General features: G+C 50.5%; 26 protein-coding genes, 2 tRNA genes and 1 pseudogene. 24 read left to right on the top strand and 5 right to left on the bottom strand.

All coding sequences use genetic code 11. The features are described from left to right. Nucleotides 1-51: 51 nt before the first annotated feature. The 13 genes and pseudogenes from PDUR_RS18885 to PDUR_RS18830 all read left to right on the top strand — a co-directional run bounded on the left by PDUR_RS18885 (nucleotide 52) and on the right by PDUR_RS18830 (nucleotide 13,662). Nucleotides 52-1,305 (top strand): LL-diaminopimelate aminotransferase, encoded by a 1,254-nt coding sequence (locus PDUR_RS18885; RefSeq protein ID WP_042207673.1) that lies wholly within the window; start codon nucleotides 52-54, stop codon nucleotides 1,303-1,305. Nucleotides 1,306-1,635: 330 nt separating this feature from the next. Next, on the top strand, nucleotides 1,636-2,217 hold the full coding sequence (gene pyrR / locus PDUR_RS18880; RefSeq protein WP_042209515.1) for a bifunctional pyr operon transcriptional regulator/uracil phosphoribosyltransferase PyrR: 582 nt from the start codon (nucleotides 1,636-1,638) through the stop codon (nucleotides 2,215-2,217). Continuing rightward, nucleotides 2,218-3,126, top strand: a complete 909-nt coding sequence (locus PDUR_RS18875) for an aspartate carbamoyltransferase catalytic subunit (RefSeq protein WP_042207672.1) — start codon at nucleotides 2,218-2,220, stop codon at nucleotides 3,124-3,126. Between the two features lie 100 nt (nucleotides 3,127-3,226). After that, nucleotides 3,227-4,507 (top strand): dihydroorotase, encoded by a 1,281-nt coding sequence (locus tag PDUR_RS18870; protein WP_042207671.1) that lies wholly within the window; start codon nucleotides 3,227-3,229, stop codon nucleotides 4,505-4,507. Nucleotides 4,508-4,631: 124 nt separating this feature from the next. Continuing rightward, complete coding sequence (gene carA, locus PDUR_RS18865; protein WP_042207670.1) at nucleotides 4,632-5,810, top strand: glutamine-hydrolyzing carbamoyl-phosphate synthase small subunit; 1,179 nt, start codon at nucleotides 4,632-4,634, stop codon at nucleotides 5,808-5,810. 3 nt (nucleotides 5,811-5,813) lie between these two features. Beyond that, the gene (gene carB / locus PDUR_RS18860; RefSeq protein WP_042207669.1) at nucleotides 5,814-9,035 is read left to right on the top strand and encodes a carbamoyl-phosphate synthase large subunit; all 3,222 of its coding nucleotides are present in this window, start codon (nucleotides 5,814-5,816) and stop codon (nucleotides 9,033-9,035) included. Between the two features lie 211 nt (nucleotides 9,036-9,246). Further along, nucleotides 9,247-9,963 (top strand): orotidine-5'-phosphate decarboxylase, encoded by a 717-nt coding sequence (gene pyrF, locus PDUR_RS18855; protein WP_042209514.1) that lies wholly within the window; start codon nucleotides 9,247-9,249, stop codon nucleotides 9,961-9,963. Beyond that, complete coding sequence (gene pyrE, locus PDUR_RS18850) at nucleotides 9,960-10,601, top strand: orotate phosphoribosyltransferase (RefSeq protein ID WP_042207668.1); 642 nt, start codon at nucleotides 9,960-9,962, stop codon at nucleotides 10,599-10,601. The genes pyrF and pyrE overlap by 4 nt, the downstream gene beginning before the upstream one ends. A 145-nt stretch (nucleotides 10,602-10,746) precedes the next feature. Then, the gene (locus PDUR_RS29240) at nucleotides 10,747-10,911 is read left to right on the top strand and encodes a hypothetical protein (RefSeq protein WP_169744924.1); all 165 of its coding nucleotides are present in this window, start codon (nucleotides 10,747-10,749) and stop codon (nucleotides 10,909-10,911) included. 82 nt (nucleotides 10,912-10,993) lie between these two features. After that, nucleotides 10,994-11,070 (top strand) — tRNA-Met (locus PDUR_RS18845). Nucleotides 11,071-11,115: 45 nt separating this feature from the next. Further along, nucleotides 11,116-11,189 (top strand) — tRNA-Ile (locus PDUR_RS18840). 766 nt (nucleotides 11,190-11,955) lie between these two features. Further along, nucleotides 11,956-12,166 (top strand): annotated as a pseudogene (locus PDUR_RS18835) (hypothetical protein). A gap of 116 nt (nucleotides 12,167-12,282) precedes the next feature. Next, entirely contained in the window at nucleotides 12,283-13,662 is a 1,380-nt protein-coding gene (locus tag PDUR_RS18830) for an outer membrane protein assembly factor BamB family protein (protein WP_042207667.1), read from the top strand. Nucleotides 13,663-13,933: 271 nt separating this feature from the next. On the opposite strand, the gene PDUR_RS18825 is transcribed toward PDUR_RS18830, so the two are convergent. Beyond that, entirely contained in the window at nucleotides 13,934-14,932 is a 999-nt protein-coding gene (locus PDUR_RS18825) for a CobW family GTP-binding protein (RefSeq protein WP_042207666.1), read from the bottom strand. 174 nt (nucleotides 14,933-15,106) lie between these two features. Between PDUR_RS18825 and rpmG the strand changes: the two genes are divergently transcribed. The 6 genes from rpmG to rpsN all read left to right on the top strand — a co-directional run bounded on the left by rpmG (nucleotide 15,107) and on the right by rpsN (nucleotide 18,691). After that, complete coding sequence (gene rpmG / locus PDUR_RS28220) at nucleotides 15,107-15,256, top strand: 50S ribosomal protein L33 (protein WP_081949587.1); 150 nt, start codon at nucleotides 15,107-15,109, stop codon at nucleotides 15,254-15,256. A gap of 127 nt (nucleotides 15,257-15,383) precedes the next feature. Further along, the gene (locus PDUR_RS18820; RefSeq protein ID WP_042207665.1) at nucleotides 15,384-16,091 is read left to right on the top strand and encodes a metal ABC transporter ATP-binding protein; all 708 of its coding nucleotides are present in this window, start codon (nucleotides 15,384-15,386) and stop codon (nucleotides 16,089-16,091) included. Next, nucleotides 16,037-16,888, top strand: a complete 852-nt coding sequence (locus PDUR_RS18815) for a metal ABC transporter permease (RefSeq protein WP_042207664.1) — start codon at nucleotides 16,037-16,039, stop codon at nucleotides 16,886-16,888. Before PDUR_RS18820 ends, PDUR_RS18815 begins: the two co-directional genes overlap by 55 nt. Beyond that, a complete protein-coding gene (locus tag PDUR_RS18810) occupies nucleotides 16,888-17,931 on the top strand; it encodes a metal ABC transporter substrate-binding protein (RefSeq protein ID WP_042207663.1) in 1,044 nt (347 codons plus the stop codon). The genes PDUR_RS18815 and PDUR_RS18810 overlap by 1 nt, the downstream gene beginning before the upstream one ends. A gap of 39 nt (nucleotides 17,932-17,970) precedes the next feature. Continuing rightward, nucleotides 17,971-18,390 (top strand): Fur family transcriptional regulator, encoded by a 420-nt coding sequence (locus tag PDUR_RS18805; RefSeq protein ID WP_042207662.1) that lies wholly within the window; start codon nucleotides 17,971-17,973, stop codon nucleotides 18,388-18,390. Nucleotides 18,391-18,421: 31 nt separating this feature from the next. After that, the gene (gene rpsN, locus PDUR_RS18800; RefSeq protein WP_042207661.1) at nucleotides 18,422-18,691 is read left to right on the top strand and encodes a 30S ribosomal protein S14; all 270 of its coding nucleotides are present in this window, start codon (nucleotides 18,422-18,424) and stop codon (nucleotides 18,689-18,691) included. A 119-nt stretch (nucleotides 18,692-18,810) separates the two neighbouring features. Here rpsN and PDUR_RS30120 read toward each other — a convergent pair whose 3' ends face one another. Continuing rightward, nucleotides 18,811-18,933 carry a hypothetical protein gene (locus PDUR_RS30120; protein ID WP_269079191.1) on the bottom strand — a complete coding sequence of 41 codons (123 nt, stop codon included), beginning with the start codon at nucleotides 18,931-18,933 and terminating at the stop codon, nucleotides 18,811-18,813. Between the two features lie 25 nt (nucleotides 18,934-18,958). Continuing rightward, on the bottom strand, nucleotides 18,959-19,267 hold the full coding sequence (locus PDUR_RS18795) for a hypothetical protein (RefSeq protein WP_042207659.1): 309 nt from the start codon (nucleotides 19,265-19,267) through the stop codon (nucleotides 18,959-18,961). A 171-nt stretch (nucleotides 19,268-19,438) separates the two neighbouring features. Here PDUR_RS18795 and PDUR_RS18790 point away from each other — a divergent pair, with 171 nt between their 5' ends. From PDUR_RS18790 to PDUR_RS18780, 3 genes are all read left to right on the top strand, one after another. Continuing rightward, on the top strand, nucleotides 19,439-19,696 hold the full coding sequence (locus tag PDUR_RS18790) for a GlsB/YeaQ/YmgE family stress response membrane protein (protein WP_042207658.1): 258 nt from the start codon (nucleotides 19,439-19,441) through the stop codon (nucleotides 19,694-19,696). Between the two features lie 105 nt (nucleotides 19,697-19,801). After that, complete coding sequence (locus tag PDUR_RS18785; RefSeq protein WP_042207657.1) at nucleotides 19,802-20,164, top strand: YmaF family protein; 363 nt, start codon at nucleotides 19,802-19,804, stop codon at nucleotides 20,162-20,164. Nucleotides 20,165-20,325: 161 nt separating this feature from the next. Further along, on the top strand, nucleotides 20,326-20,790 hold the full coding sequence (locus PDUR_RS18780; protein WP_052410305.1) for a ferritin-like domain-containing protein: 465 nt from the start codon (nucleotides 20,326-20,328) through the stop codon (nucleotides 20,788-20,790). 268 nt (nucleotides 20,791-21,058) lie between these two features. On the opposite strand, the gene PDUR_RS18775 is transcribed toward PDUR_RS18780, so the two are convergent. Next, nucleotides 21,059-21,505 carry a DNA-entry nuclease gene (locus PDUR_RS18775; RefSeq protein ID WP_407944318.1) on the bottom strand — a complete coding sequence of 149 codons (447 nt, stop codon included), beginning with the start codon at nucleotides 21,503-21,505 and terminating at the stop codon, nucleotides 21,059-21,061. Between the two features lie 129 nt (nucleotides 21,506-21,634). On the opposite strand from PDUR_RS18775, the gene PDUR_RS18770 reads away from it, so the two are divergent. Together PDUR_RS18770 and PDUR_RS18765 are read left to right on the top strand one after the other, a co-directional pair. Further along, on the top strand, nucleotides 21,635-22,159 hold the full coding sequence (locus PDUR_RS18770) for a hypothetical protein (protein ID WP_042207655.1): 525 nt from the start codon (nucleotides 21,635-21,637) through the stop codon (nucleotides 22,157-22,159). 174 nt (nucleotides 22,160-22,333) lie between these two features. Beyond that, nucleotides 22,334-22,669 (top strand): YolD-like family protein, encoded by a 336-nt coding sequence (locus PDUR_RS18765; protein ID WP_042207654.1) that lies wholly within the window; start codon nucleotides 22,334-22,336, stop codon nucleotides 22,667-22,669. Between the two features lie 98 nt (nucleotides 22,670-22,767). On the opposite strand, the gene PDUR_RS29235 is transcribed toward PDUR_RS18765, so the two are convergent. Then, entirely contained in the window at nucleotides 22,768-22,923 is a 156-nt protein-coding gene (locus tag PDUR_RS29235) for a hypothetical protein (RefSeq protein ID WP_169744923.1), read from the bottom strand. Nucleotides 22,924-23,042: the final 119 nt, after the last annotated feature.

Genomic DNA, 23,042 nt, shown 5'->3' with positions numbered 1-23,042 from the left:
GAGCGCCTGTTCACTGTCTTATATTCCAGAAGCAGGAGTGAGATCACTTTTATGAGCGTTGAACACTATCAGAATACGTATATTCAGAACAATTTCGCAGATCGCATCGGCGGATCGAACTATGGCAAGGACACCAATATTTATAAGTTTGAGAAGATTAAACGCGCCAAGGCTTCGGCCAAACAAGACTTCCCCGATATTGAACTGATCGATATGGGCGTCGGCGAACCGGATGAGATGGCGGATGCGGGCATCGTCGCCAAGCTGGCCGAAGAAGCCGCCAAGGAAGAGAACCGCGGTTATGCCGATAACGGCATTGCCGAATTTAAAGAAGCTGCTGCTAAGTACCTGAAAGAGGTATTTAACGTCAACGGCATTGACCCTGTAACCGAGGTGCTGCACTCCATTGGCTCGAAACCGGCGCTTGCGATGCTGCCTTCCGCTTTTATCAACCCGGGCGATATTACGATCATGACCATTCCGGGCTATCCGGTGCTGGGCACCCATACGAAATATTTGGGCGGACAAGTCTACAATGTCGAGCTTAAGAAGGAGAACAACTTCCTTCCCGACCTGAGCTCCATTCCGGAAGACATCGCATACAAGGCGAAGCTTCTCTACCTGAACTATCCGAACAACCCGACGGGTGCAAGCGCGACTCCGCATTTTTTTGCCGAAGTAGTGGCTTGGGCGAAGAAATACAATGTTGTCGTCATTCACGACGCCCCATATGCGGCACTGACATATGACGGCCTGAAGCCGCTGAGCTTCCTGTCCGTTCGCGGCGCCAAGGACGTTGGCGTTGAGCTGCATTCTCTTTCGAAGTCTTACAACATGACCGGTTGGAGAATCGGGTTTGTAGCCGGCAATCCGCTGATCGTCAAGGCGTTCGGCGACGTTAAGGACAATAACGATTCCGGTCAGTTTATCGCGATTCAGAAAGCGGCGGCCTACGGCCTTGCCCATCCGGAAATCACGGAAGCGATCGCGGCCAAATATTCCCGCCGTCACAACCTGCTGGTTGATGCGCTGAACAGCCTTGGCTTCAAGGCGACGAAACCGAAGGGCTCTTTCTTCCTCTATGTGGAAGCGCCGAAGGGCGTCAAGGGCGGACGCCGCTTTGAGTCCGGCGAGGATTTCTCCCAATATCTGATTCGCGAGAAGCTGATCTCCACCGTGCCTTGGGATGATGCGGGCGCGTTCGTGCGATTCTCCGTCACTTTTGTCGCTAAAGGTGAAGAGGAAGAACTGCGCGTTATTTCGGAAATCAAACGCCGCCTGAGCGACGTCGAATTTGAATTTTAATTTACTTGAAAGCAGCAGCTCTCGTGCCGGTTATGGTGCGGGGGCTTTTTTTCTTGGATATAGTTGACACGGGCTGTCCATTCTGTCATAATCCAAATGATAAATGAATAGCGCCTTTAATTCAGTCCCGTGAGGCTGGCAAGGTAACGTGAATCGAGGTTCGCGGCTTTTTGTAGGGAATCCGTCTGTCTGCACGGAGTTCTTTTGCTGCGCGCCCGTCATTCTTCTTCAATCTGCGGATTTCACTCCTTGCCTGCTTCAGGCAAGGAGTTTTTTGTTATGTTAGCCAAGATGCGGGAACAGGGCGCCCGACCTGGAGGGCATGATTGCATGATTATCGAAAAAAACGTCATTATGGACGAGACGGCGATTCGCCGGGCGCTTTCGCGCATTGCCCATGAGATCCTAGAGAAGAACAAAGGCATCGAAGATTGCATGCTGATCGGCATCCGCACCCGAGGTGTATATCTGGCACGCCGGATCGCGGAGCGGATTAAGGAAATCGAAGGTGTGGATGTTGCATACGGCGAGCTGGATGTCACCCCTTACCGCGACGACTTGGAACCCGGGAAGAATAATAATGCCAGCGACGGAGATTGTAACGAAAAAGGGACGCTGATCATTCCCAGCGGCGATTCCGGCACTCGCGACAAAAAAATCATCCTTTTCGACGATGTTCTCTACACCGGACGCACGATTCGCGCGGCGATGGACGCGCTCATGGACTGCGGACGGCCGAGAATGATTCAACTCGCTGTACTGGCAGACCGGGGTCATCGGGAAGTGCCCATCCGCCCGGACTATGTAGGAAAGAACGTACCGACCTCAAGGCATGAATCGATTGAAGTAGCGCTGAAGGAAGTCGACGGAATGGACGAAGTGCACATACTATCGAACTGGGAGGCAAAATAAATGACGACAGCTACCATAATGAAAGAACGCAGTCTGCTTGGACTGAAAGGGCTGGCTCAAACGGAAATTGCTGCAATATTGGATAGAGCGGCATATTGGGATAAGCAGACTGAAAAGGTAAGCCCGGTGCTTGCTTCCCGGTTCGTCTCGAACATGTTTTTTGAGAACAGCACGAGAACCCGGTTCTCATTTGAAATGGCGGAGAAACGTCTTGGCGCCCAGGTGCTGAACTTCACTGCCGCAGCTTCCAGCGTAGAAAAAGGCGAGTCGATTTACGATACCGTTCGCACCCTGGAGTCCATGGGCATCGACGCGGGCGTCGTACGGCTGAAGCCGACCGGTGTGTTGGCCCAGCTGTCGGAGAAGGTATCGATTCCGCTGATTAATGCCGGCGACGGCAATAATGAGCATCCGACGCAGGCGCTGCTGGACATGTACACCATGATTAAGACATTCGGTGAAATCAAAGGCTTGACCGTATCGATCGTCGGCGATATCATGCACAGTCGGGTGGCCCGCTCCAATCTGTGGGGGCTGACCAAGATGGGGGCCAAGGTGCAATTCTGCGCGCCCGAGAATATGAAAGCCCCTGAACTTATGGAGCATGCGCCTTACGTCACGATAGATGAAGCGCTGAAAGCGGATGTGGTCATGATGCTCCGTGTTCAGCTTGAACGTCACGCGAGCGGGATGCTGCAGTCGGCTGAGGAATACCGGCGGCAGTTCGGCTTGACGGAAGAGCGCGCCTCGAGATTAAGTCCGAATACGGTCATTATGCATCCGGCACCGGTCAACCGGAACGTCGAGATTGACGATGCGGTGGTGGAAAGCGCCAAATCGCTCATTTTTCCTCAAATGTCCAATGGTGTTCCGGTACGAATGGCTGTTATCGAGAGAGCAATCCGATAAGGCCGAAAAGGGTCGGGTTAATAAATATACACAAGAATGAATTTTTATTATATAATAACATAAGAGCCCGGATGGATCTGCGAGGGCAAAAGGAGACAGCATGAACGTGATCATCAAAAATGCCAGTGTTTTGAATACGGACGGCGGTTTGGAGCGCAAGCATATCAAGATTGAGAATGGCGTCATCTCCGCTATCCTGAACGAAAGTGAAAGTGCCGCGGAAGGCTCCGAGACGATTGATGCCGCCGGCAAGCTGCTTGTTCCGGGGTTCATCGACATGCATGTGCATTTGCGCGAACCGGGTTTTGAACATAAGGAAACGATTGAAACCGGCAGCCGCTCGGCGGCCAAAGGCGGATATACGACGATTGCCTGCATGCCGAACACCAAGCCGGTTACGGACAGCCCGGAAATCGTACAATTTGTAAAGGACAAGGCTCTCGAAGCCGGACTGGTTAAAGTGCTGCCCTATGCCGCGATTACGAAAGGACAGCAGGGACAAGAGCTTACGGATTTTGCCGCTCTCAAGGAAGCCGGAGCGATCGGCTTTACGGATGACGGTGTAGGCGTGCAGACGGCTCAAATGATGAAGGATGCGATGAGTATCGCGGCTTCCATGGATATGCCCGTAATCGCACACTGCGAGGATAATTCCCTGGTGGTTGGGGCTCCGGTAGCCGAAGGAAGCTTTGCCCGCAAGCATGGACTTAAAGGCATTCCGAACGAGTCGGAAGCGATCCATGTCGGACGGGATATTTTGTTGGCAGAAGCGACTGGCGTGCATTACCATGTGTGCCATGTCAGCACCGAACAGTCGGTTCGGCTGATCCGCCAGGCTAAAGAAATCGGCATCCGCGTAACCGCCGAGGTATGTCCGCATCATCTGCTGCTGTCCGAAGAAGATATCCCCAGCCTTGATGCCAACTGGAAAATGAATCCGCCGCTGCGCTCTCGCCGCGATGTGGATGCTTGCATCGAAGCGCTGCTTGACGGAACCATCGACATCATCGTGACGGACCACGCGCCGCACAGCGCGGAGGAGAAAGCCAAAGGCATGCAGCTTGCGCCGTTTGGGATTGTCGGATTCGAGACGGCTTTCCCGCTGATGTATACAAAGTTTGTCGCCGCCGGCAAGATGGATCTTTCCCTGCTGGTCAAGAGAATGACCTCCGATCCGGCCCGCGTGTTCGGTCTAAGCACCGGCGTTCTGGAGCCGGGAGCCCCGGCTGACCTGACGCTGATTGATCTGGAGACGGAGAAGGAAGTCGATCCGAATAACTTTGCCAGCAAGGGACGCAATACGCCGTTTACAGGCTGGAAGCTTAAAGGCTGGCCGGTGATGACCCTCACGGACGGCCGTGTTGTATGGAGTGAAGAATAAGAAGCGAACCGAAAGAACGAAGCGGGGTTCTCAGGCCTAGGAGGCGAGGAACCTGAAGCAGACACTCCGGAGGTTAAGAACACATACAGTTTTGAGAATACAGAATGAAGAGGAGTGGAACGGAATGCAGGCAAGATTGCTGCTACAGGACGGAACGTTGTTTACTGGCACCGCATTCGGCGCAGAGGGCGAGAAGACTGGAGAGGTTGTATTTAATACGGGGATTACGGGATATCAGGAGGTACTGTCCGATCCTTCGTACTGCGGACAAATCGTGACGATGACGTATCCGCTGATCGGGAACTATGGCATCACTCGTGATGATTTTGAATCCGTGCGGCCCTTCGTACATGGCTTCGTCGTGCGCCGGCATGAGACGGTGCCGAGCAACTGGCGCGCCGAATACAGCGTCGACGACCTGCTGAAAGAGTATGGGATTCCCGGCATCAGCGACATTGATACCCGTATGCTGACGCGCATCATCCGCCACTATGGCACGATGAAAGCCATCCTGACCACTTCAACCAAGCCGGTGGAAGAACTGATGGAAATGATGAACGATACATCCATCGCAGAGCTGCGCAATCAGGTAGCCCGCACTTCTACCGCCAGCGCATACAGCAGCCCCGGAACCAAGGAAAAGATCGTGCTTGTGGACTACGGCGCCAAGACGGGGATTCTGCGCGAACTGAACAATCGCGGCTGCGATGTTATCGTCGTTCCCCATAATGTTACGGCCGAAGAGATCCGCCGCCTTAACCCCGACGGCATCCAGTTGTCCAACGGTCCTGGGGACCCCAAGGACGTGCCGTATGCAGTTAAGACCATCTCCGAGCTGCTCGGCGAATACCCGATCTTCGGCATCTGCCTCGGCCACCAGCTGTTTGCGCTGGCCTGCGGAGCAGACACCGAGAAGCTTAAATTCGGACACCGCGGCGGCAACCATCCGGTCAAGGAACTGGAAAGCGGACGCTGCTACATTACGTCCCAGAACCACGGCTACACCGTGAATGAAGATTCCGTACGCGGCACGGAGCTTGAGATTACGCATATCAACAACAACGATAAGACGATCGAAGGGCTGAAGCATACCCGCTATCCCGCTTTCTCGGTGCAGTACCATCCTGAAGCGGCGCCGGGACCGCATGACAGCAGCTATTTGTTCGACCGTTTTCTGGAAATGATCGCGGAGCATAAGCGGGGAACTCCCGCCGTTTCCCGCCAGGCGCAGTTTGCGGCGAACGCGCGAATCGCGGCTCCTACCCCGAAACAGCAGCTTGAAGCCGTGAAAGGAGCTTATTAAAGAATGCCTAAGAACGATAAGCTTAAGAAAATACTCGTGATCGGTTCCGGACCGATCGTTATTGGCCAGGCAGCCGAATTCGATTACGCTGGAACCCAGGCCTGCCAGGCGCTCAAGGAAGAGGGCGTCGAGGTTATCCTTATTAACAGCAACCCCGCCACCATCATGACCGATACGAATATGGCGGATAAAGTATATATCGAACCGATTACACTCGATTTCGTGACCGGCATCATCCGCCAGGAGCGTCCGGACGGATTGCTCCCGACGCTCGGCGGGCAGACCGGCCTGAATATGGCCGTTGAGCTCGCGCGCGCCGGCGTGCTGGAGCAGGAGAACGTTAAGCTGCTCGGTACCCAACTGCATTCCATTGAGAAAGCGGAAGACCGCGACTTGTTCCGTGATCTGATGCGTGAACTGGAACAGCCCGTACCGGAGAGCACGATTGTTACGACGCTGGAGGAAGCGCTGGATTTTGCCGCGGTGATCGGCTATCCGCTGATTGTTCGTCCGGCCTATACGCTGGGTGGTACCGGCGGCGGCATTTGCGCGAATGAAGAAGAGCTGCGCGAGACGGTAAAAGCCGGTATCCGCTACAGCCCGATCAGCCAGTGCTTGATCGAGAAGAGCATCGCGGGCATGAAGGAAGTCGAATATGAAGTGATGCGCGACGCGAACGACAACTGCATCGTGGTCTGTAACATGGAGAACTTCGACCCTGTAGGCGTACACACCGGCGATAGCATTGTTGTGGCTCCGAGCCAGACGCTGTCCGACCGTGAGTACCAGATGCTCCGCAGCGCTTCGCTGAAGATTATCCGCGCGCTGAACATCGAAGGCGGCTGCAATGTGCAGTTCGCGCTTGATCCGCAGAGCTATCAATACTATGTCATCGAAGTGAATCCGCGCGTCAGCCGTTCGTCTGCGCTGGCGTCGAAGGCGACCGGCTATCCAATTGCCAAGATGGCGGCCAAAATCGCCCTTGGCTATACGCTTGATGAAATCATCAACCCGGTCACCGGGCAGACATATGCCTGCTTCGAGCCGACGCTGGATTATATCGTCAGCAAAATTCCGCGCTGGCCGTTCGACAAGTTCATCTATGCAAACCGCAAGCTCGGCACGCAGATGAAGGCTACCGGCGAAGTGATGGCAATCGGCCGCACCTTCGAGGAGTCGATTCACAAAGCGATCCGTTCGCTGGAGATCGGGGTTCACCGGTTCAAGCTTCCGGGAGCGGAACTGCTTGAAGATGAAGTGCTGAAGACCCGGTTGGCGAAACCGGACGATGAGCGTATCTTCCTGATTGCCGAGGCATTCCGCCGCGGATATCAGCTTCAGGAAATTCAGGATATTACCCAGGTCGACTGGTGGTTCCTTGACAAAATCGAAGGCTTGATCGGCTTTGAGGACCGTATCCGCGAGGAAGAGAGCCTGACGCCGGAAACGCTGTACCAGGCGAAGCGTCTGGGCTTTACCGACCGTGCTATTGCCGAGCTGCGCTCGGAAGGTCAGCCGGGAGGCAAGCAGACGAAAGAAGCCGAAGTTCGGACAATGCGTCTAGGGCAGGGGTTGAAGCCTGTGTACAAGATGGTCGACACCTGCGCGGCCGAATTCGAGGCGACCACCCCTTACTATTACTCAACTTATGAAACCGAGAATGAAGTAATTCCGTCCGATAAGCAAAAAGTGGTTGTGCTCGGCTCCGGCCCGATCCGTATCGGCCAGGGCATCGAGTTCGACTACTCTACGGTACATGCCGTCTGGGCGATCCAGAAGGCAGGTTATGAAGCGGTTATTATCAATAATAATCCGGAGACCGTGTCTACCGACTTTAACACATCCGACCGTCTTTACTTCGAGCCGCTGTTCTTCGAGGATGTCATGAATGTGATCGAGCAGGAGAAGCCGATCGGCGTTATCGTACAGTTCGGCGGACAGACGGCGATCAACCTGGCAGCTCCGTTGAGCGCAGCCGGAGTGAAGATTCTCGGAACGAGCCTGGAAAGCATCGACGAGGCGGAAGACCGCAAGCGGTTCGAAGCGCTGCTGTCGCGGCTTGATATCGCACAGCCGAAAGGCAGTACTGTAACGACGGTTGAGGAAGCCGTGGGTACCGCCCAATCGCTTGGTTATCCGGTTCTGGTACGTCCTTCCTATGTGCTTGGCGGCCGCGCGATGGAGATCGTCTACTCCGATGCCGAACTGCTGAGCTACATGAAAGAGGCGGTCAAGGTCAATCCGGATCATCCCGTGCTGATCGACCGCTACATGCTGGGCAAAGAGGTTGAAGTCGACGCCATTTGCGACGGCGAAACCGTGGTTATTCCCGGCATCATGGAGCATGTGGAACGCGCAGGCGTCCATTCCGGCGACTCCATCGCAGTCTATCCTCCGCAGCATCTGGAAGACAGCCTGAAGCAGAAAATCACTGATATCACGATCAAGATCGCTAAGGAATTGAAGACGGTCGGACTGGTCAACATTCAGTTTGTCATCTACGGCGGCGAAGTGTACGTCATCGAAGTGAATCCGCGCTCGTCGCGTACTGTTCCGTTCCTGAGCAAGGTAACGGGTATCCCGATGGCCCATCTGGCCACGAAGGTCATTCTCGGCGGCAAGCTGAAGGACGATGGCTACAGTGAAGGGCTGTGGCCGGAGAGTGATTACGTCTCTGTCAAAGTGCCGGTCTTCTCGTTCGCCAAGCTGCGCAGAGTAGAGCCGACGCTTGGTCCGGAAATGAAGTCCACCGGTGAAGTAATGGGCCGCGACAGACTTTATGCAAAAGCTCTGTATAAAGGCCTGATCGGCGCGGGCATGAAAATTCCGACAACCGGGTCGATTATCATAACCGTGGCTGATAAGGATAAAGATGAGGCAGTCGAGCTGATGAAAGGCTTCCACCGACTGGGATACAAAATCATCGCCACAGGCGGCACTGCAGCGGCTATGGAGAAAGCGGGCCTCAACGTCATGAACGTCAACAAGCTCGGCGAAGGCGAGCCTACCATTATCGACATTATCCGCAGCGGCCAGGCGAACTTCGTGTTCAATACGCTCACGAAGGGCAAGACGCCAGAGCGCGACGGCTTCCTTATCCGCCGCGAAGCGGTCGAGAACGGCATCGTCTGCATGACGTCTCTTGATACCGTAACCGCGCTGCTGCGCATGCTGGAGACGATCAACTTCTCCTCGCAGTCGATGCCGGCTTTTGTAGGACAATAAGAATTGTGCGCAAGGCACAGGAGATTACAGGAACGGTTTGCGTCAACTCGCAGACCGTTCCGCTGTGCCCGGACATTTATACGCTATAGATTCGGAAGCGAAAGCTTTCATATACTCGCGAAGGAGTGTTGTTATGACCGGAGAAAGGCAGCCACTGCAGGAAGCTGCGGCGCAGGAGAATACCGTCACACAGGACAAGCAATGGGAGAGCATGGCCAATCGGTTGATGATCCCGCTTGATTACCCGGATGCCGGGCAGGCGAAGGAACTGATCGGCAAGCTGAAAGGCATCCCGTGCTACATGAAGGTCGGCATGCAGCTGTTCTACGCCGCCGGTCCGGATTTTGTCAGAGAGCTGAAGGCCCTTGGCTATTCCGTATTTCTTGATGTCAAAATGCATGATATCCCGAACACGGTAAAAGGCGGAGCCGAGAGCGTGACCGCCCTTGGCGTTGATATGTTCAATGTCCATGCATCCGGTGGCTCGGCCATGATGGCGGCCGCAATCGAGGGCATCGATGCGGCCCTGCGCAAGAACCCCGCGCTTGCCCGTCCGCTGGTTATTGCGGTGACCCAGCTTACCAGCACCAGCCAGGCGGTCATGAACAGCGAAATCGGCATTCCCGGCGAGGTGCCGGACACGGTCGTGCGGTACGCGAAGCTCGCCGCAGACGCCGGTCTGGACGGCGTAGTGGCGTCGCCGCTTGAAGCCGCAGCCGTATCGGCCGCCTGCGGTCCTGCCTTCCGCACCGTGACCCCGGGTATTCGTCCATCGGGATCTTCTCTGGACGACCAGAGCCGCGTCATGACGCCGGGACAAGCGATCCGGCAGGGCAGCCACTTTCTGGTTGTAGGACGGCCTATAACGGCAGCTCCTGATCCGCGTCAGGCTGCTGAGCATATTATTGAGGAGATGATTCAAGCGTGAGCCCATTGCTGAATAGAAGTGAACAAATTGCATCTTATCTGTTGAAGATCGAAGCCGTCGCGCTGCGTCCGCAGGAACCTTTTACCTGGACTTCGGGCATTAAGTCCCCGATCTACTGCGATAACCGTCTTACCTTGTCGTATCCGGAAATCCGCAGCTATATTGCCGACGCGTTCGCGGAACTGATTGCGGCCGAATATCCCGGTACGGAAGTCATCGCCGGAACGGCAACCGCCGGCATTCCGCATGCAGCCTGGGTCGCCGACAAGCTGAATCTGCCGATGGCCTACATCCGCGACAAAGCGAAGGGACACGGCAAACAGAACCAAATCGAAGGCATCATTGCACCCGGCCAAAAGGTCATCGTCATTGAAGACTTGATTTCGACCGGTGGCAGCTCGATTAAGGCTGCGCAGGCTGTGAAGGAAGCGGGAGGAGAACCGCTTGCGGTGCTGGCGATTTTCAGCTATGAATTAGATCGCGCAACAGACGCCTTCAAGGAAGCGGGCATCCCGCTGCAGAGCCTGTCCAATTACAGCACCCTGATCGACGTTGCGCTGGGGCAAGGCAAAATCGTGGCTAGCGATGTCGAGCTGCTTCAGTCGTGGAGACGCGATCCATCCTCTTTTGGAAACTGATTGATATTGAAGAAACCGTCCGATTGCAGGGCGGTTTTTGTTTTATGGTTGGATCAATCATCCGTATGCCGCAAGTTTTTTGTAAATATGGGCAAGCTAACGGAGTAGTCGGCTTGATCATTTTATATAGGGAGAAGAATGCAGCATGAACTGGGTATATTTTGCGAGGCTGTTCAGAACCAAATTTCAAGCAGGCTGTCTGGCTAAGCGGCTCGAACAAGACGGCTGGATTTATGGCTACCATGATCCGCGCTTGGTAGAAATTTATCGTTCACGCAGAGGAAAATATGGGGTTCGATTTCTTCCCTGAAAAAGATTAGCTGGAGCTTCTTGACTTAACACTAGGGTATAGTGTATAATATTTACTGTTGCTGTTTGAATATGATTACTGACGCGGGGTGGAGCAGCCCGGTAGCTCGTCGGGCTCATAACCCGAAGGCCGCAGGTTCAAATCCTGCCCCCGCAACCAATTTTCATAGAAGTTCATCAGCCATTATTCCGGATATTTTGATCAGGGCCCTTAGCTCAGTTGGTTAGAGCGGTCGGCTCATAACCGATTGGTCGGGGGTTCGAGTCCCTCAGGGCCCACTACAGTAAAACCCTTGCGTAGCAAGGGTTTTTTGCTTGTTCTGAATTTGATAGAATGAGGATTTAAAGCCGGGGATGCGTCGGGAAAAGCGATTTGCTAACGGGCAGTTTAGGCTTTTGTCATCATTTACTGGATCATGTAATAATTTATGGAGGGAGGATGATTTTATGAATCAAAATGTTCAGGAAAGATCCGTTCCGATCGAATACCGGATCCGATTGATTGACAGTTCTATCCCTCGGCGCTTTTTTATCTATGTACACCGGGCAATGGAATGAGCCGAGATTTCGATTTAATGCACCTGCTTTAGGACAATTGTTTGATTTCGACGGTAGGCTTTTCATCCACAGATTGGCCCTGGAATATATCGTTGGCACTTAATTGGAACTACTGTACAATACGGTAGATTGGAACCTAGTATCTTTGGGAAGCGTGGATAGACATGTACATCGCAATAACCCCCCCTGCCATATTAATGTCTAAATAGTATCAATTATTAGGAACCATAGTAATGAGTTTTGCAGATATATGGAGCAGTGTGACTCTTTTCTAATGTTATTCAACTATCGGGAAACAATAGTTTATAATCAGCCACCTAATCACTGGGCGATTATTTATGTACAAATATATTAAAGGAGGACGCGCGAACGTCCTTCCTTATATCCAGGGTATCCCCCAGCATGAGTCAGCGGCCCGCCGCGCGCGGCATTTTGCAGACATCCGCTGTCTCGTTTCCAATACTACATAGAAGCCGAGGGGAACACAATGGGAACAAAAGATGAAGATTTATTGCAACATGAGCTCGAAGTCATGGCTGGCATTCAGGAGAGTTAAGGCGCAGTATCGGAAAATCATCAAGGCCGGCATAGCCCAATGGGTCAAGGATTTTCAGAATGGGAAGATTGAGATCCGTACCGTTGACGACTTAAAGAAGCTGATCAAGATTGATATCGAGTTGCAGAAGGAGGATTTATGAGATGGTTGTATAAAATTTAACAATATGATCATATTTTCATACTAAATTATTGATCCATATACTCCGATTATTAGGAAATAAGGATTAATTAGATAATTGGAGGGGGAAACAGAGTAATGAGTAAATTAAGGAAAAGAATTGTAGCTACGATTGCAATCATGAGTACATTATTAATCCCAGGTCAAATTTTTTCTGAAACTTCAGTTCAGTTTAATCAAGGTAGCCAGTATGAACAAGGTACATATGACTCAACAACTGAACAGCCAACAATTTATAACTGGAACAGAAATTCTCAATACAAGAGCATCGACAGAAACCCATATATTAAGTGGAAATTTAGCCCAATAGACACATATTTCCGATCACCTGTTGTCATTGGAAAAGATGGTACAGTATATGCCGGAGCGTACAACAAGCCATTATTTTATGCACTAAATAGTGATGGGACCGAAAAATGGTCGTATTCCGGAAAGTCCGGAGAATATTTTCGGTACGATGCTGCTCCAGCGATTGCCGCGGACGGAACAATATATGTTGGATCATCCTATGGACTTCATGCAATTAACCCCGACGGAAGTAGAAAATGGTACATAGATTTTAACGGGAGAACTAATGGTGTTTCATTGGATTCAGATGGTAATATTTATGTACTTCATGCAAACACACTTTATTCATTAGATGCAACTGGTGTAGTGAAATGGAGTAAAACTCTATATTCTTCCCAAAGTGTATCTTCAGTTCCGTCAATTTCAAAAGACGGTAACATTTATGTTGCGGAGGCCTCTGGGATTGAAGCATTTAATAAACAAGGAAGTCGGTTATGGTTATTCAGTGTTGGAGCATATGAAGGTTACGGATCTCCTACAATTGGAGAAGATGGAACTATTTACTTAGGACTTGGTAATGGCACTCAAATTGGTTATATGTACGCAATCAACCCCGATGGAACCCAAAAGTGGAAACTAACGGTTGAATCTAAAATTGATGCCCCTCCGACAGTTGATAAAGAAGGGACATTATATTTTGGTTTGACGTATGCCAAGAAATTCTACGCCGTTAATCCAGATGGTACGGTCAAATGGTCAATTTCTACACCTAACTTCTATATGAACACTGGCCCAATCCTTGATAGCATTTCAAATATTTATTTTACTAGTGCAAGTAATTGGGATACTACATTACATGCTATTACTTCCTCTGGCGCAAACCTGTGGGATATCACAATAACCGGAACCCAATATGGAGCAAATGTTCCACCTGCAATTGCAAAGGATGGAACTATTTATATTGCATCTGGACAAGGTATTATAGCAATAGGTGGAGAAATTGACCAACCATTCGATTTCTGCCAGATATTTAACTCTTTAAAGCAGAAGGTTGATAGTGGATTAAGCACACCTGAAGAAATTACGCAGGCTCGAAGTGAAGTTGATATACTGAAAGCTAAAATTCAAGAACTGGAGAATAAAGTTATAGAAGCAGAGAATAAGAACTAATCATTTTAATTAAAGTCGCTGAAAAGCGGCTTTCTTTTTTGTTGTATAAGAAAACCCCCAGTTCGACTAGGGTTCAGGAAAGCTTATAGCTATGAGTAGAAAATCCTTTCAACTCGATGATAAAATGTGTGCCGGTCTACCACCCGCACACATGAAATCAAGTGATTGCTAAGCTGAGCGCTTATCAATTTTCCTTATATTTCTACGAGAAACGGTACCGTTCCTAAAAAGACGGTACCGTTTCTTCATGTCAGGCAGGCGAAAGGGAGCATTAGGCGATGCAATTGGTGAACTGCTGCTGGAACCAGGCTTCGTCCAAATGCCGTCCAATAACGACGAATTCACTGATACGCTGTTCATCTTCCCGCCATAGCCGGTCCGGGTAGGCGCTGAACAGCATGTGAATGCCTTGAAAAACAATTCGCTCCTCCAAGTCTTTAATGTTCAGGATCCCTTTATAACGGAAGGTGTCGGTGCCATGTTCGATCAGCCATTCGTTAATAAAACCTTCCACCTTGTCCAGATCCAGCGGACGGGTCTCGCGGAAGAACAGCGAGCCGACTTCATCGTCATGCTCATGATCTTCCTCCTCCAGGAATCCCGGCTCAATCTCCAGCTTTTTGTCGAGATTAAACGCATGAATACCGAGAATTTGATTAATTTCAATTTTCGATTGCTGAGTCCGGTATAGAGTCGCAGCCGGATTCATGGCGTGCAAGCGCTGTTCCAGCTTCTGAAGCTCCGTGTCTGATACCAGATCCGTCTTGTTCACCAATAGAACGTCGGCAAAGGCTACCTGCTCTTGGGCTTCATGACCATCGTTCAGATGCTGTTCAGCATGTTTGGCATCCACCACCGTAACAATGGCATCCAGCCGGTAGTCGCTTGAGATCGAAGGGTCCACAAAAAAGGTTTGAGCTACTGGGGCGGGATCGGCCAGCCCGGTTGTTTCAATCAATACACGGTCAAAGTTTACCTTTCGGTCTTTTTTACCTAATCGGGCATCTGACAGATCTCCGAGGATACGAATCAGGTCGCTGCGGACCGTACAGCAAATGCATCCGTTGTTCATTTCAAAAATTTCCTCGTTCGCTCCGACCACTAGCTGGTTGTCGATACCGACTTCTCCAAACTCATTGACGATAACGGCGATTTTTTCTCCATGGTTGGCATTCAGTACATAATTCAACAAGGTTGTTTTGCCGGCGCCTAAAAAACCGGTTAGAACAGTGACCGGAATTCTCGGATCGGTTTGTACGGCAGGGGACATTGTAGCACCTCCGGTTATTAGTAATAATTACGAATAAGACAAATATAAGTCGTGCAGAATCGCTTGTCAAATCGTCCAACGAAAAAGTAGAAGGATAAAAGCTTGACAAAATTATTCGTAATAGTTACGATCAACAAATAGTAAATATTACGAATAAGGGAGTTATGATTTTTTATGAGAGTTGTTATTACATTGGCTTGCACAGAGACAGGAGATCGCAATTACACTACGACTAAGAACAAAAAGACTCATCCGGAGAGGCTCGAAATGCGAAAGTACTGCCCAAGACTGAAGAGACATACCTTGCATCGCGAGACACGCTGAACAAGGAAAGAGAAACCATCAAAAATAAAGCCAATTCCTGAAACCGTTCTAAGCGGCTATTTGGGATCGGTAAAGACTACCCTGCTAAATTCTTATGATTACGTTATTTGGGAAGGAAGAAGCGGATGTGATTTTGTCCTCCTTGCGCGATGTTGTATTCGGATATGAAGATGAACCGGTGATTGAACATTTATCGCTGGATATTCATTTTGGGCAGTTTGTCGGTATAGCAGGACCTAACGGTGCAGCCAAGTCCACCTTATTGAAACTGATTTTAGGATTGTTAAAACCCTGGAGTGGAACCGTCCAGTTTGCACGAGAACGGGAGGACGGTTCAAATATCGCCATTGGTTATGTGCCGCAGCAAGTCTCTTCCTTCAATGCCGGGTTCCCCAGCAAGGTGATTGAACTGGTGCGTTCCGGTTGTTATACGCGGCTAGGGCTGTTCAGACGGTTTAATTCCCGAGAGAACGCCATTGTCGAACGAAGTCTTAAGGAAGTGGACATGTGGGAATACCGCAACCGGAAAATCGGCGAGCTGTCGGGCGGTCAGAAACAGCGTATATGTATCGCCCGGGCGCTGGCTCAGGAACCGGAAATATTGATTCTGGACGAGCCGGCGACAGGAATGGACCTGGCCAGCCGAACGGGGCTGTATGAGCTTTTGAACCATTATGTCCGGCAGCATGGCCGAACGGTCATTATGGTTACACACGCGTTGGAAGAGACGAGTCCGTATCTGGACACGCGGATCCATTTGGAGCGAAAGGAGAACGAGGGATGGCAATGTTTGGTTACGAATTTATGCAGCGCGCATTTTGGGCGGGAGGTCTGATTGCGGTCATCGGCCCGGTGCTCGGGGTGTACCTTGTGCTGCGCCGGCAAGTGCTGATGGCTGATACCCTGTCCCACGTGTCGCTGGCCGGCGTGGCTCTGGGATCAATTCTAAATCTTAATCCCTCACTCAGCGGGTTCATAGTTGCGGTTCTCGGCGCTCTGATGATCGAGCGGCTTCGCCGGGCTTACCGTACATACAGCGAGCTCCCAATCGCAATTATCATGACTGCCGGTCTAGCGCTGGCAGTCGTTCTGATGACCCTCAAGCAGAATTGGAGTAAAAGCTTCAGTTCTTACCTATTCGGCTCCATTGTCGCCGTCAGCGATACCCAGCTCCGTCTGATCGCTCTGGTGACGTTACTCGGCTTGCTGTTCTTCGTCGTGCTGCGCCGGCCGCTGTACAATCTGGCCTTCGATGAAGAAACAGCTATCATTTCCGGAGTACGGGTTCCGCTTCTTTCCTTCGGATTCGCGGTATTTACCGGAATGACGGTCGCAGCAGCAATACCGGTTGTGGGCGTCCTGCTTGTGTCCGCGCTGATTGTTCTGCCTGCCTCGCTTGCGTTGCGTTTGGCCTCCGGTTTTGCGGCCGCAATCGCTATTGCCGTTGGAGCTGGGCTGATCGGTATGTTCAGCGGGTTAACTGCTTCGTATATGCTGGATACTCCGCCCGGGGGTACGATCGCGTTGATTCTGGTTATTTTTTTGCTCTTGGCAATCGTACTTCAGAAATTACGCAGCTACAGATATCGCCGTACGGCGAGAAAATTGTATAGAAATGGGGTTGTTTCATAATGAATACGAACAAAAAAACAAAGAAACGTAAAGGTTACCTTGCTGCATTGTCGCTATCCGCTATACTCGCGGTTGCGGGCTGCGGTTCCGGCAACAATGGGGCAGGCGTCAGTGAGGGCGAAAATCTTGCTGCCTCGCCTTCGCCGGTCCTAGAGGCTTCGCCAGCGCCGAAAAAGCTGCTGATCAAAACCAGTTTCTATCCGATGTATGAATTCACCCGCAATGTGGCTGGTGATTTGGCTGAGGTGGAAAACCTGGTTCCGGCAAGCGTCGAGCCGCACGATTGGGAGCCGTCACCGAAGGACATGGCCGAAATTTCCGAAGCCGATGCTCTGGTGTATAACGGTGCAGGTATGGAAGGTTGGGTGGACCAGGTCATGGAGAGTGCGAAGGGTGGCGGACTAACGGCGATTGAAGCCAGCAAGAACATTGAGCTTATGAAGAGTGTGGAAGAAGAGGATAACCACGCCCATGAAGAGGGTGAGCATGAAGAGGGAGAAGAGGACCATGACCATGGCGGCCTTGACCCCCATGTGTGGTTGTCTCCGGCGCTTGCGGTTCAGGAAGTCCGCAATATTGAAGCGGGCCTCGCAGAGGTTGCTCCCGGGCATGCGGAAGAATTTAAGGCCAACGCTGACGCCTATATCGCCAAGCTGGAGGAATTGGATCAGGAATTTAAAGACAGCCTGGCGGCCGTCAAGCGCAAAGACTTTATTACCCAGCATGCCGCATTTGGCTATTTGGCCAAGGAGTATGGACTCACGCAGGTGCCGATTGCCGGACTGTCTCCCGATCAGGAACCTTCTGCCGCCCAAATGGCTGAAATCGTGGAATTCGCAAAGGAACATAACGTCAAAACGATTTTTTTTGAAACCCTTGTCTCATCAAGCGTGGCGGACACCATCGCAGCAGAAATCGGTGCCAAATCCGCCGTATTGAATCCGATTGAAGGCTTAACGGAAGACGATATAGCGAATAATCTGAACTACCTTGCGATTATGCGGCAAAATCTTGAAGCCTTAAAGGCTGCCTTGAACGAATAAGAATCCCTGAACGGATTCCGGGATTAAGGGGATGAGGATATGGAAGATAAATGGGAGAACATGATAAAAGCAATGGAAGCAAAGGGAATTAGGATGACGGCGCAGCGAAAAATGATTGCCAAAGTATTCTCATTCTCTGCCGGTTTTGTGCTCCCGCGCCAAATTCATTCGTTTATTTCGGAATCTTTTCCGGGAGCGAGCTATGATACGGTTTATCGAAATTTGCGATTGCTCGTTGATATCGGGTTGATCGAGCAGTTTAATTTCAACGAAGGGGTTCGTTTCAAATTGAAGGTCAACCCGGATCAACACCTTCATTACTTTATTTGTACGAGCTGCCATAGAACGTATCCGCTTGAGTTCTGTCCCATTGAGAACGGGATTAAACCGCCGGAATCATTTAAAGTGATGGGTCATAAATTCGAAGTTTACGGAATATGCGGCGATTGTGCGGATTAGACTGGGTTCAAAAGGAGGTGAAACGAGAATAATGGCCAAAAAATCAAAGGTGGTAAAAGAGATGAAGCGGCGGCAAATAGTAGTCAGGTATGCAGAGAAACGGAGAGAACTGAAAGAAAAAGGGGATTATACCGCTCTGCAGAAGCTTCCCCGCGATTCCTCGGCTGCCCGGCTTCATAATCGTTGTGCGGTAAGTGGCAGACCGCGAGGATATATCGGCAAATTTGGCGTATCCCGCATCGTCTTCCGCGAGCTTGCTCATAAAGGCCAGATCCCTGGTGTCAAAAAGGCTAGTTGGTAAGTCATAAGATAAATAACAAAGGAAAAACCAGCGCATATCACTTTTCATAGTATAGCGCTGGTTTTTCCTTTAGATTATCAAGAAACCCACCCATAGGGCTATTTCGCGTCCGCGAAGATCTATTCAGATGAAGCTGGAGCGCCGGTTAAAGTCTCGATATCCGTTGATCCAAAAATCAGCAAAGCAATAACGATAATAAGTAGAATGTTTCCGGCAAAACTTTCTCCGTCGAAGCCGCTCATTAGATTCCCCGCCTTTTTCGTGAGATTATTTATTGTTCCCGGTTTTCTTTTTTAATGCTTCCATTAGATCGTTCAATGTTAAGCTGCCGTTATCGTTCATGAAGTTAACCAGCTTTTCGACATTGCTGTCGCTTAAATCGCTTAATTTTTTGTATTTGCCTACCAGGCTGATGAATAGAGAAGCGTCAGTGTACAATTGCACGGAATCCACTTTAAGCTTTCCGGTCAACAAAAGCGCGGCCACGGTTAATTCAAGCCCTTTACTTTCCTTAAGTGAGGAACCTGCGGTTTTCTTTTTGGGGCTTGAATTTTTGCGTTTTCCGAGAGGATCCATGATTTTCCCTTCCTCCCTAAGCTTTATCTTGAAAAAGGATAATTGGCGCATCTTCTGTACCACACTTTATGCTTGCTCCAAGCTTTTTGTGAGTAGGCTCATCAGGAAAGAGCGTCACCCATTCCATTCCCAAACATATTTTGAACAAACAGCTGGAAAGGGGGCGATTGGATGGATCTGCTCTGGGTATTGATTATTGGCGGGCTGATTGGCTGGTTAAGCGGCAACCTGATTGGCAGAGATGTGCCGGGAGGCTTGGCCGGTAATATTATGGCCGGGTTCGTTGGATCTTGGTTGGGTACAGAACTGCTTGGGGATCGTGGACCGGTTGTAGGAGGATTTTATGTCGTACCGTCGATTGTCGGCGCAATAGTGGTGCTGCTTATTTTTTTCGCGATTGCGCGGGGTGACGGCTACCGAAGACGATAAACGGCAATGATGCCAAAGATAGTTGGGAGTCCGCCCAGCACTTGTCTATGTTTGCCTTAATAGGATGTGGTGATATCGCATAACCATTAAGGAGGAATACAACGGATGCAAAAGAAACGGCCCACAGTAAAGAAGAAAGCAATAACTCCTAGACAGGCACAGAGACATGTACATGAATTTGAAGGCAGCACTCAACTGGCTGAAGCAGGCGAAGACCGGCATAACCACCGCTTTGCAGGCGTTACTGGGCAAGCGATTCGGGTAGGAAATACTCATGTCCATGAAATTAACCTCGAAAGAACGGATTTTCTGGACCATTTTCATAATCTGAGAAGAATTAGAACGGGACCGGCTATTCCAGTCGGAAATGGCAAACACGTACACTTTGTAACAGGCCGGACTACATTGGTCGATGGTCATACACACCGATTCAAATTCGCTACATTGATTGAATCGCCGCTTGTCTAGTTTTAGCTTGCCCTTCGTAATATTGAGGTCAATCAGAGATTTCTGGTTGGCCTTTTTTGCTGGCAAAATCTAAGGGCGGCCATTAGGCACTCTCAGGTCAATGGGTGAATACCCTGTAAACGAAGTGGTTCAAACCTCAGTTAAGGCGGTGTCATCCAGTTATGTATTATCAACCTTATGTTATTCCCCAGCCTGGGTTAGCCAATTGGCCGTACCATCGTAGCAGCGATATGGTGATTACGCTTATCCAGCAATCCATTCAAGGGGAACGGAACGATGAATTGTTCTATGATTTTCTCATCAAGCTTGCACCTACTCCGCAGGAAAAAGAGGTTATTACAGGCATTCGTGATGATGAGAGAAAGCACAGGGCCATGTTCAGAACCTTATATACACAATTAACCGGCAAGGCTCCTGCCGTGGCGGACGGAGCTCCTGAACAACTGCCCGCCAGCTATCTAGAGGGGATTGAAAAGGCTTTGTTAGGCGAGTTAAAAGCTTTTGAAAAATACCGCACGATCTATCTGCATATCAATCCCCAGTACCGAGATTGGATATTTGAAATTATGACCGACGAGATTAAACATGCAGGTTATTACAACTGGCTGTACGCCAAAAACAAATAGGACATCCGTCATGAGATCATTTCCATTTTGCCCATGCATTATTCTTCCCTTTGACATATTCTGTGTTGTATTCAATTGCAGAGGAGGTTTTCGATCATGGGTGCTGATTGTGGCGGTGTTGGTGGAGCAAATTATGGACCAATGTATCCTTGTAATTCGACGGGAGCAATTCTGGTTCTCTTCATCCTGCTTGTTATTATCCTTAAATCCTGTTGGCTCTAGTAGCGAAAACCGGTGCAGCCCCTTCAAGCTTGGCTTGGAGGGGTTGTCATTTGATAATGAATTCGATCCGTGTCCCATCCGGGTATTGGTCCAGCTGATTGCCAACCCAACTGCCCGCACCACGGTTGTCAGCCGGTGATATGTATGCGATATCCGCGCCCGTTCCGCCTTCTTGGCACATAGCCATAGGCCATTCATCGCGGTCGTAGCGCTTTTTGGTAGGGACGCCTTTTAGCGATTCTTTGCGGTTCTCCTCGGCTCCACCACGGTCAATCGTACATATTTTGGACTCACCCTTATCAATGGCCTCCTCAATATGATCTGCCGTCTCCGGGTATTCATCTGATGGGAAGATTAGCTGCACCACCTCCGAATCGGAGGCAGGAGGATTCTCGAAGTTCCAGCCGTTTCTTTCAGCGAGGTAAGACAGCACCAGAAGCAGCAGAATGATGACTAGAAGATAGGTCTTATGCTTTCGTCTACGCACTTTAATCTCCTTTCAATGAACGGCGGGGTACATTTCATTATAATCCATTAAGGGAGTCTGTCACAGAGGATTCCCATTTTTTCAGTTGCGTATTTTCGCAATCTTTTCTATCCTTTTAACAGGAGGGATAGATACATGAGAACAGCCTTACTGGCAGTCGCGGCAATACTACTTGCACTGCTTAGCGCCTGCGGCGGAGGAACGCCAGCTGCATTGTCCCATGAAGATGTGCAGAAGAGCGTTCAGCAATTTTACGACGAGATGTCGACACTTGATCAGAGTGCGAAATCATCCTTGGATGATTTTAACGAAGCGCTTGCTTCCTACTCGGGAGGCACGTTAACGGCTGATGAGCTGGAGAAGGCCATCAAGAAGTTTCAGGATACAGCATCCGATTTATCGGACCAGGCTAATGACGCAGAGATTCCATCCGGACTTCCGGATAATGTCGAGAAGCTTTTGGCAGAAGCCAAGGACTCTTTTCAAAAAGCCTATGAGATCAAAAAAGAAGCCTCGGAAAGCGCCGTGTCTCCCGATGTAACCGCCGAACAGTTCGATCAAATGAATAAAAATGCGGATATTGTTATGCTGTACGGCATTTCCAAGCTTAATCAAGCGAGAGAAGCGACCGGGTTGATGGATACGAAGAAAAGCGAATAGAGCGGATCAAACCGTCCCGGGTAAGAAGGCGCGCAGCTTGCAGCAGCTGTCAGCGCCTTTTTCGCTGTCATTTTTTCCTTGTTGATTCAAGAGCGGAATAGTGGATATAATACAAACATACGTTCCTATGTTGGAGGGCGGAGAATATTTGTTGAAAAAAGGAGGCGAATCCCTTTGGGTAAGAAACTGGAGGGAAACGGACTTTGGGAGAGCAGCCGCATGATGCTGCCTGAGCACAAGCAGCGGATTCTGGAGGAACAGCGGGAGGTACTGCGCCGGGAACCGCCCGTGCTCGATGACCAGAAGCGGGAAGAGATGGAAAGGACGCTGACGCTGTCGCTGCGGGAGCATGTCCGGGTAACGGTTGTTCTGTTCGATTCTTTTGAGGATGTGCGGCTGAGCGGGTTTGTCACCTCCATTCATGCCCACTCGCGTGAAATCAAGCTGCAAAGGGCGGACGAGTGGAGATGGATCGGGCTGGACTGCATTATCGACGTGTATCCTGGATAAAATGGGCGGGCTAACGAACTGCCCGGGTGACAGTCCGCGCCCGTCTGTTCTTTTTAGTACAAGAATGCTTGTGCGATCTGTGCGGTTCGGATTTAGGGTTAACGCTCCGTCCCTTCGCTTTTCTCAAAGGCGATCAGCGTAACGGGGCTGCCCGTCAATCGAGCTATGCTGGCTTCGGCGCTGCGAATGATCTCAACGGCGTCGTCCTGCTTCTCCAGAGCTGCAATTTTGTAGCTGTCGAAATATATATCCATGGTTGATCCCACCTTTCTGTAAGTTAGTGTTCCCGGCAGCGGTTGAATAATGCGGAATGCTCTGCATAGAGTGGAGCGTATGGGGAGAAGCTAACAGCGACTAACATAAAAGGAGGGAC

It is taken from the genome of Paenibacillus durus, from assembly GCF_000756615.1.
In the GTDB taxonomy this organism is placed as follows: Bacteria; Bacillota; Bacilli; order Paenibacillales; family Paenibacillaceae; genus Paenibacillus_AQ; species Paenibacillus_AQ durus.
This window is presented reverse-complemented; position numbering and strand designations above follow the sequence as displayed.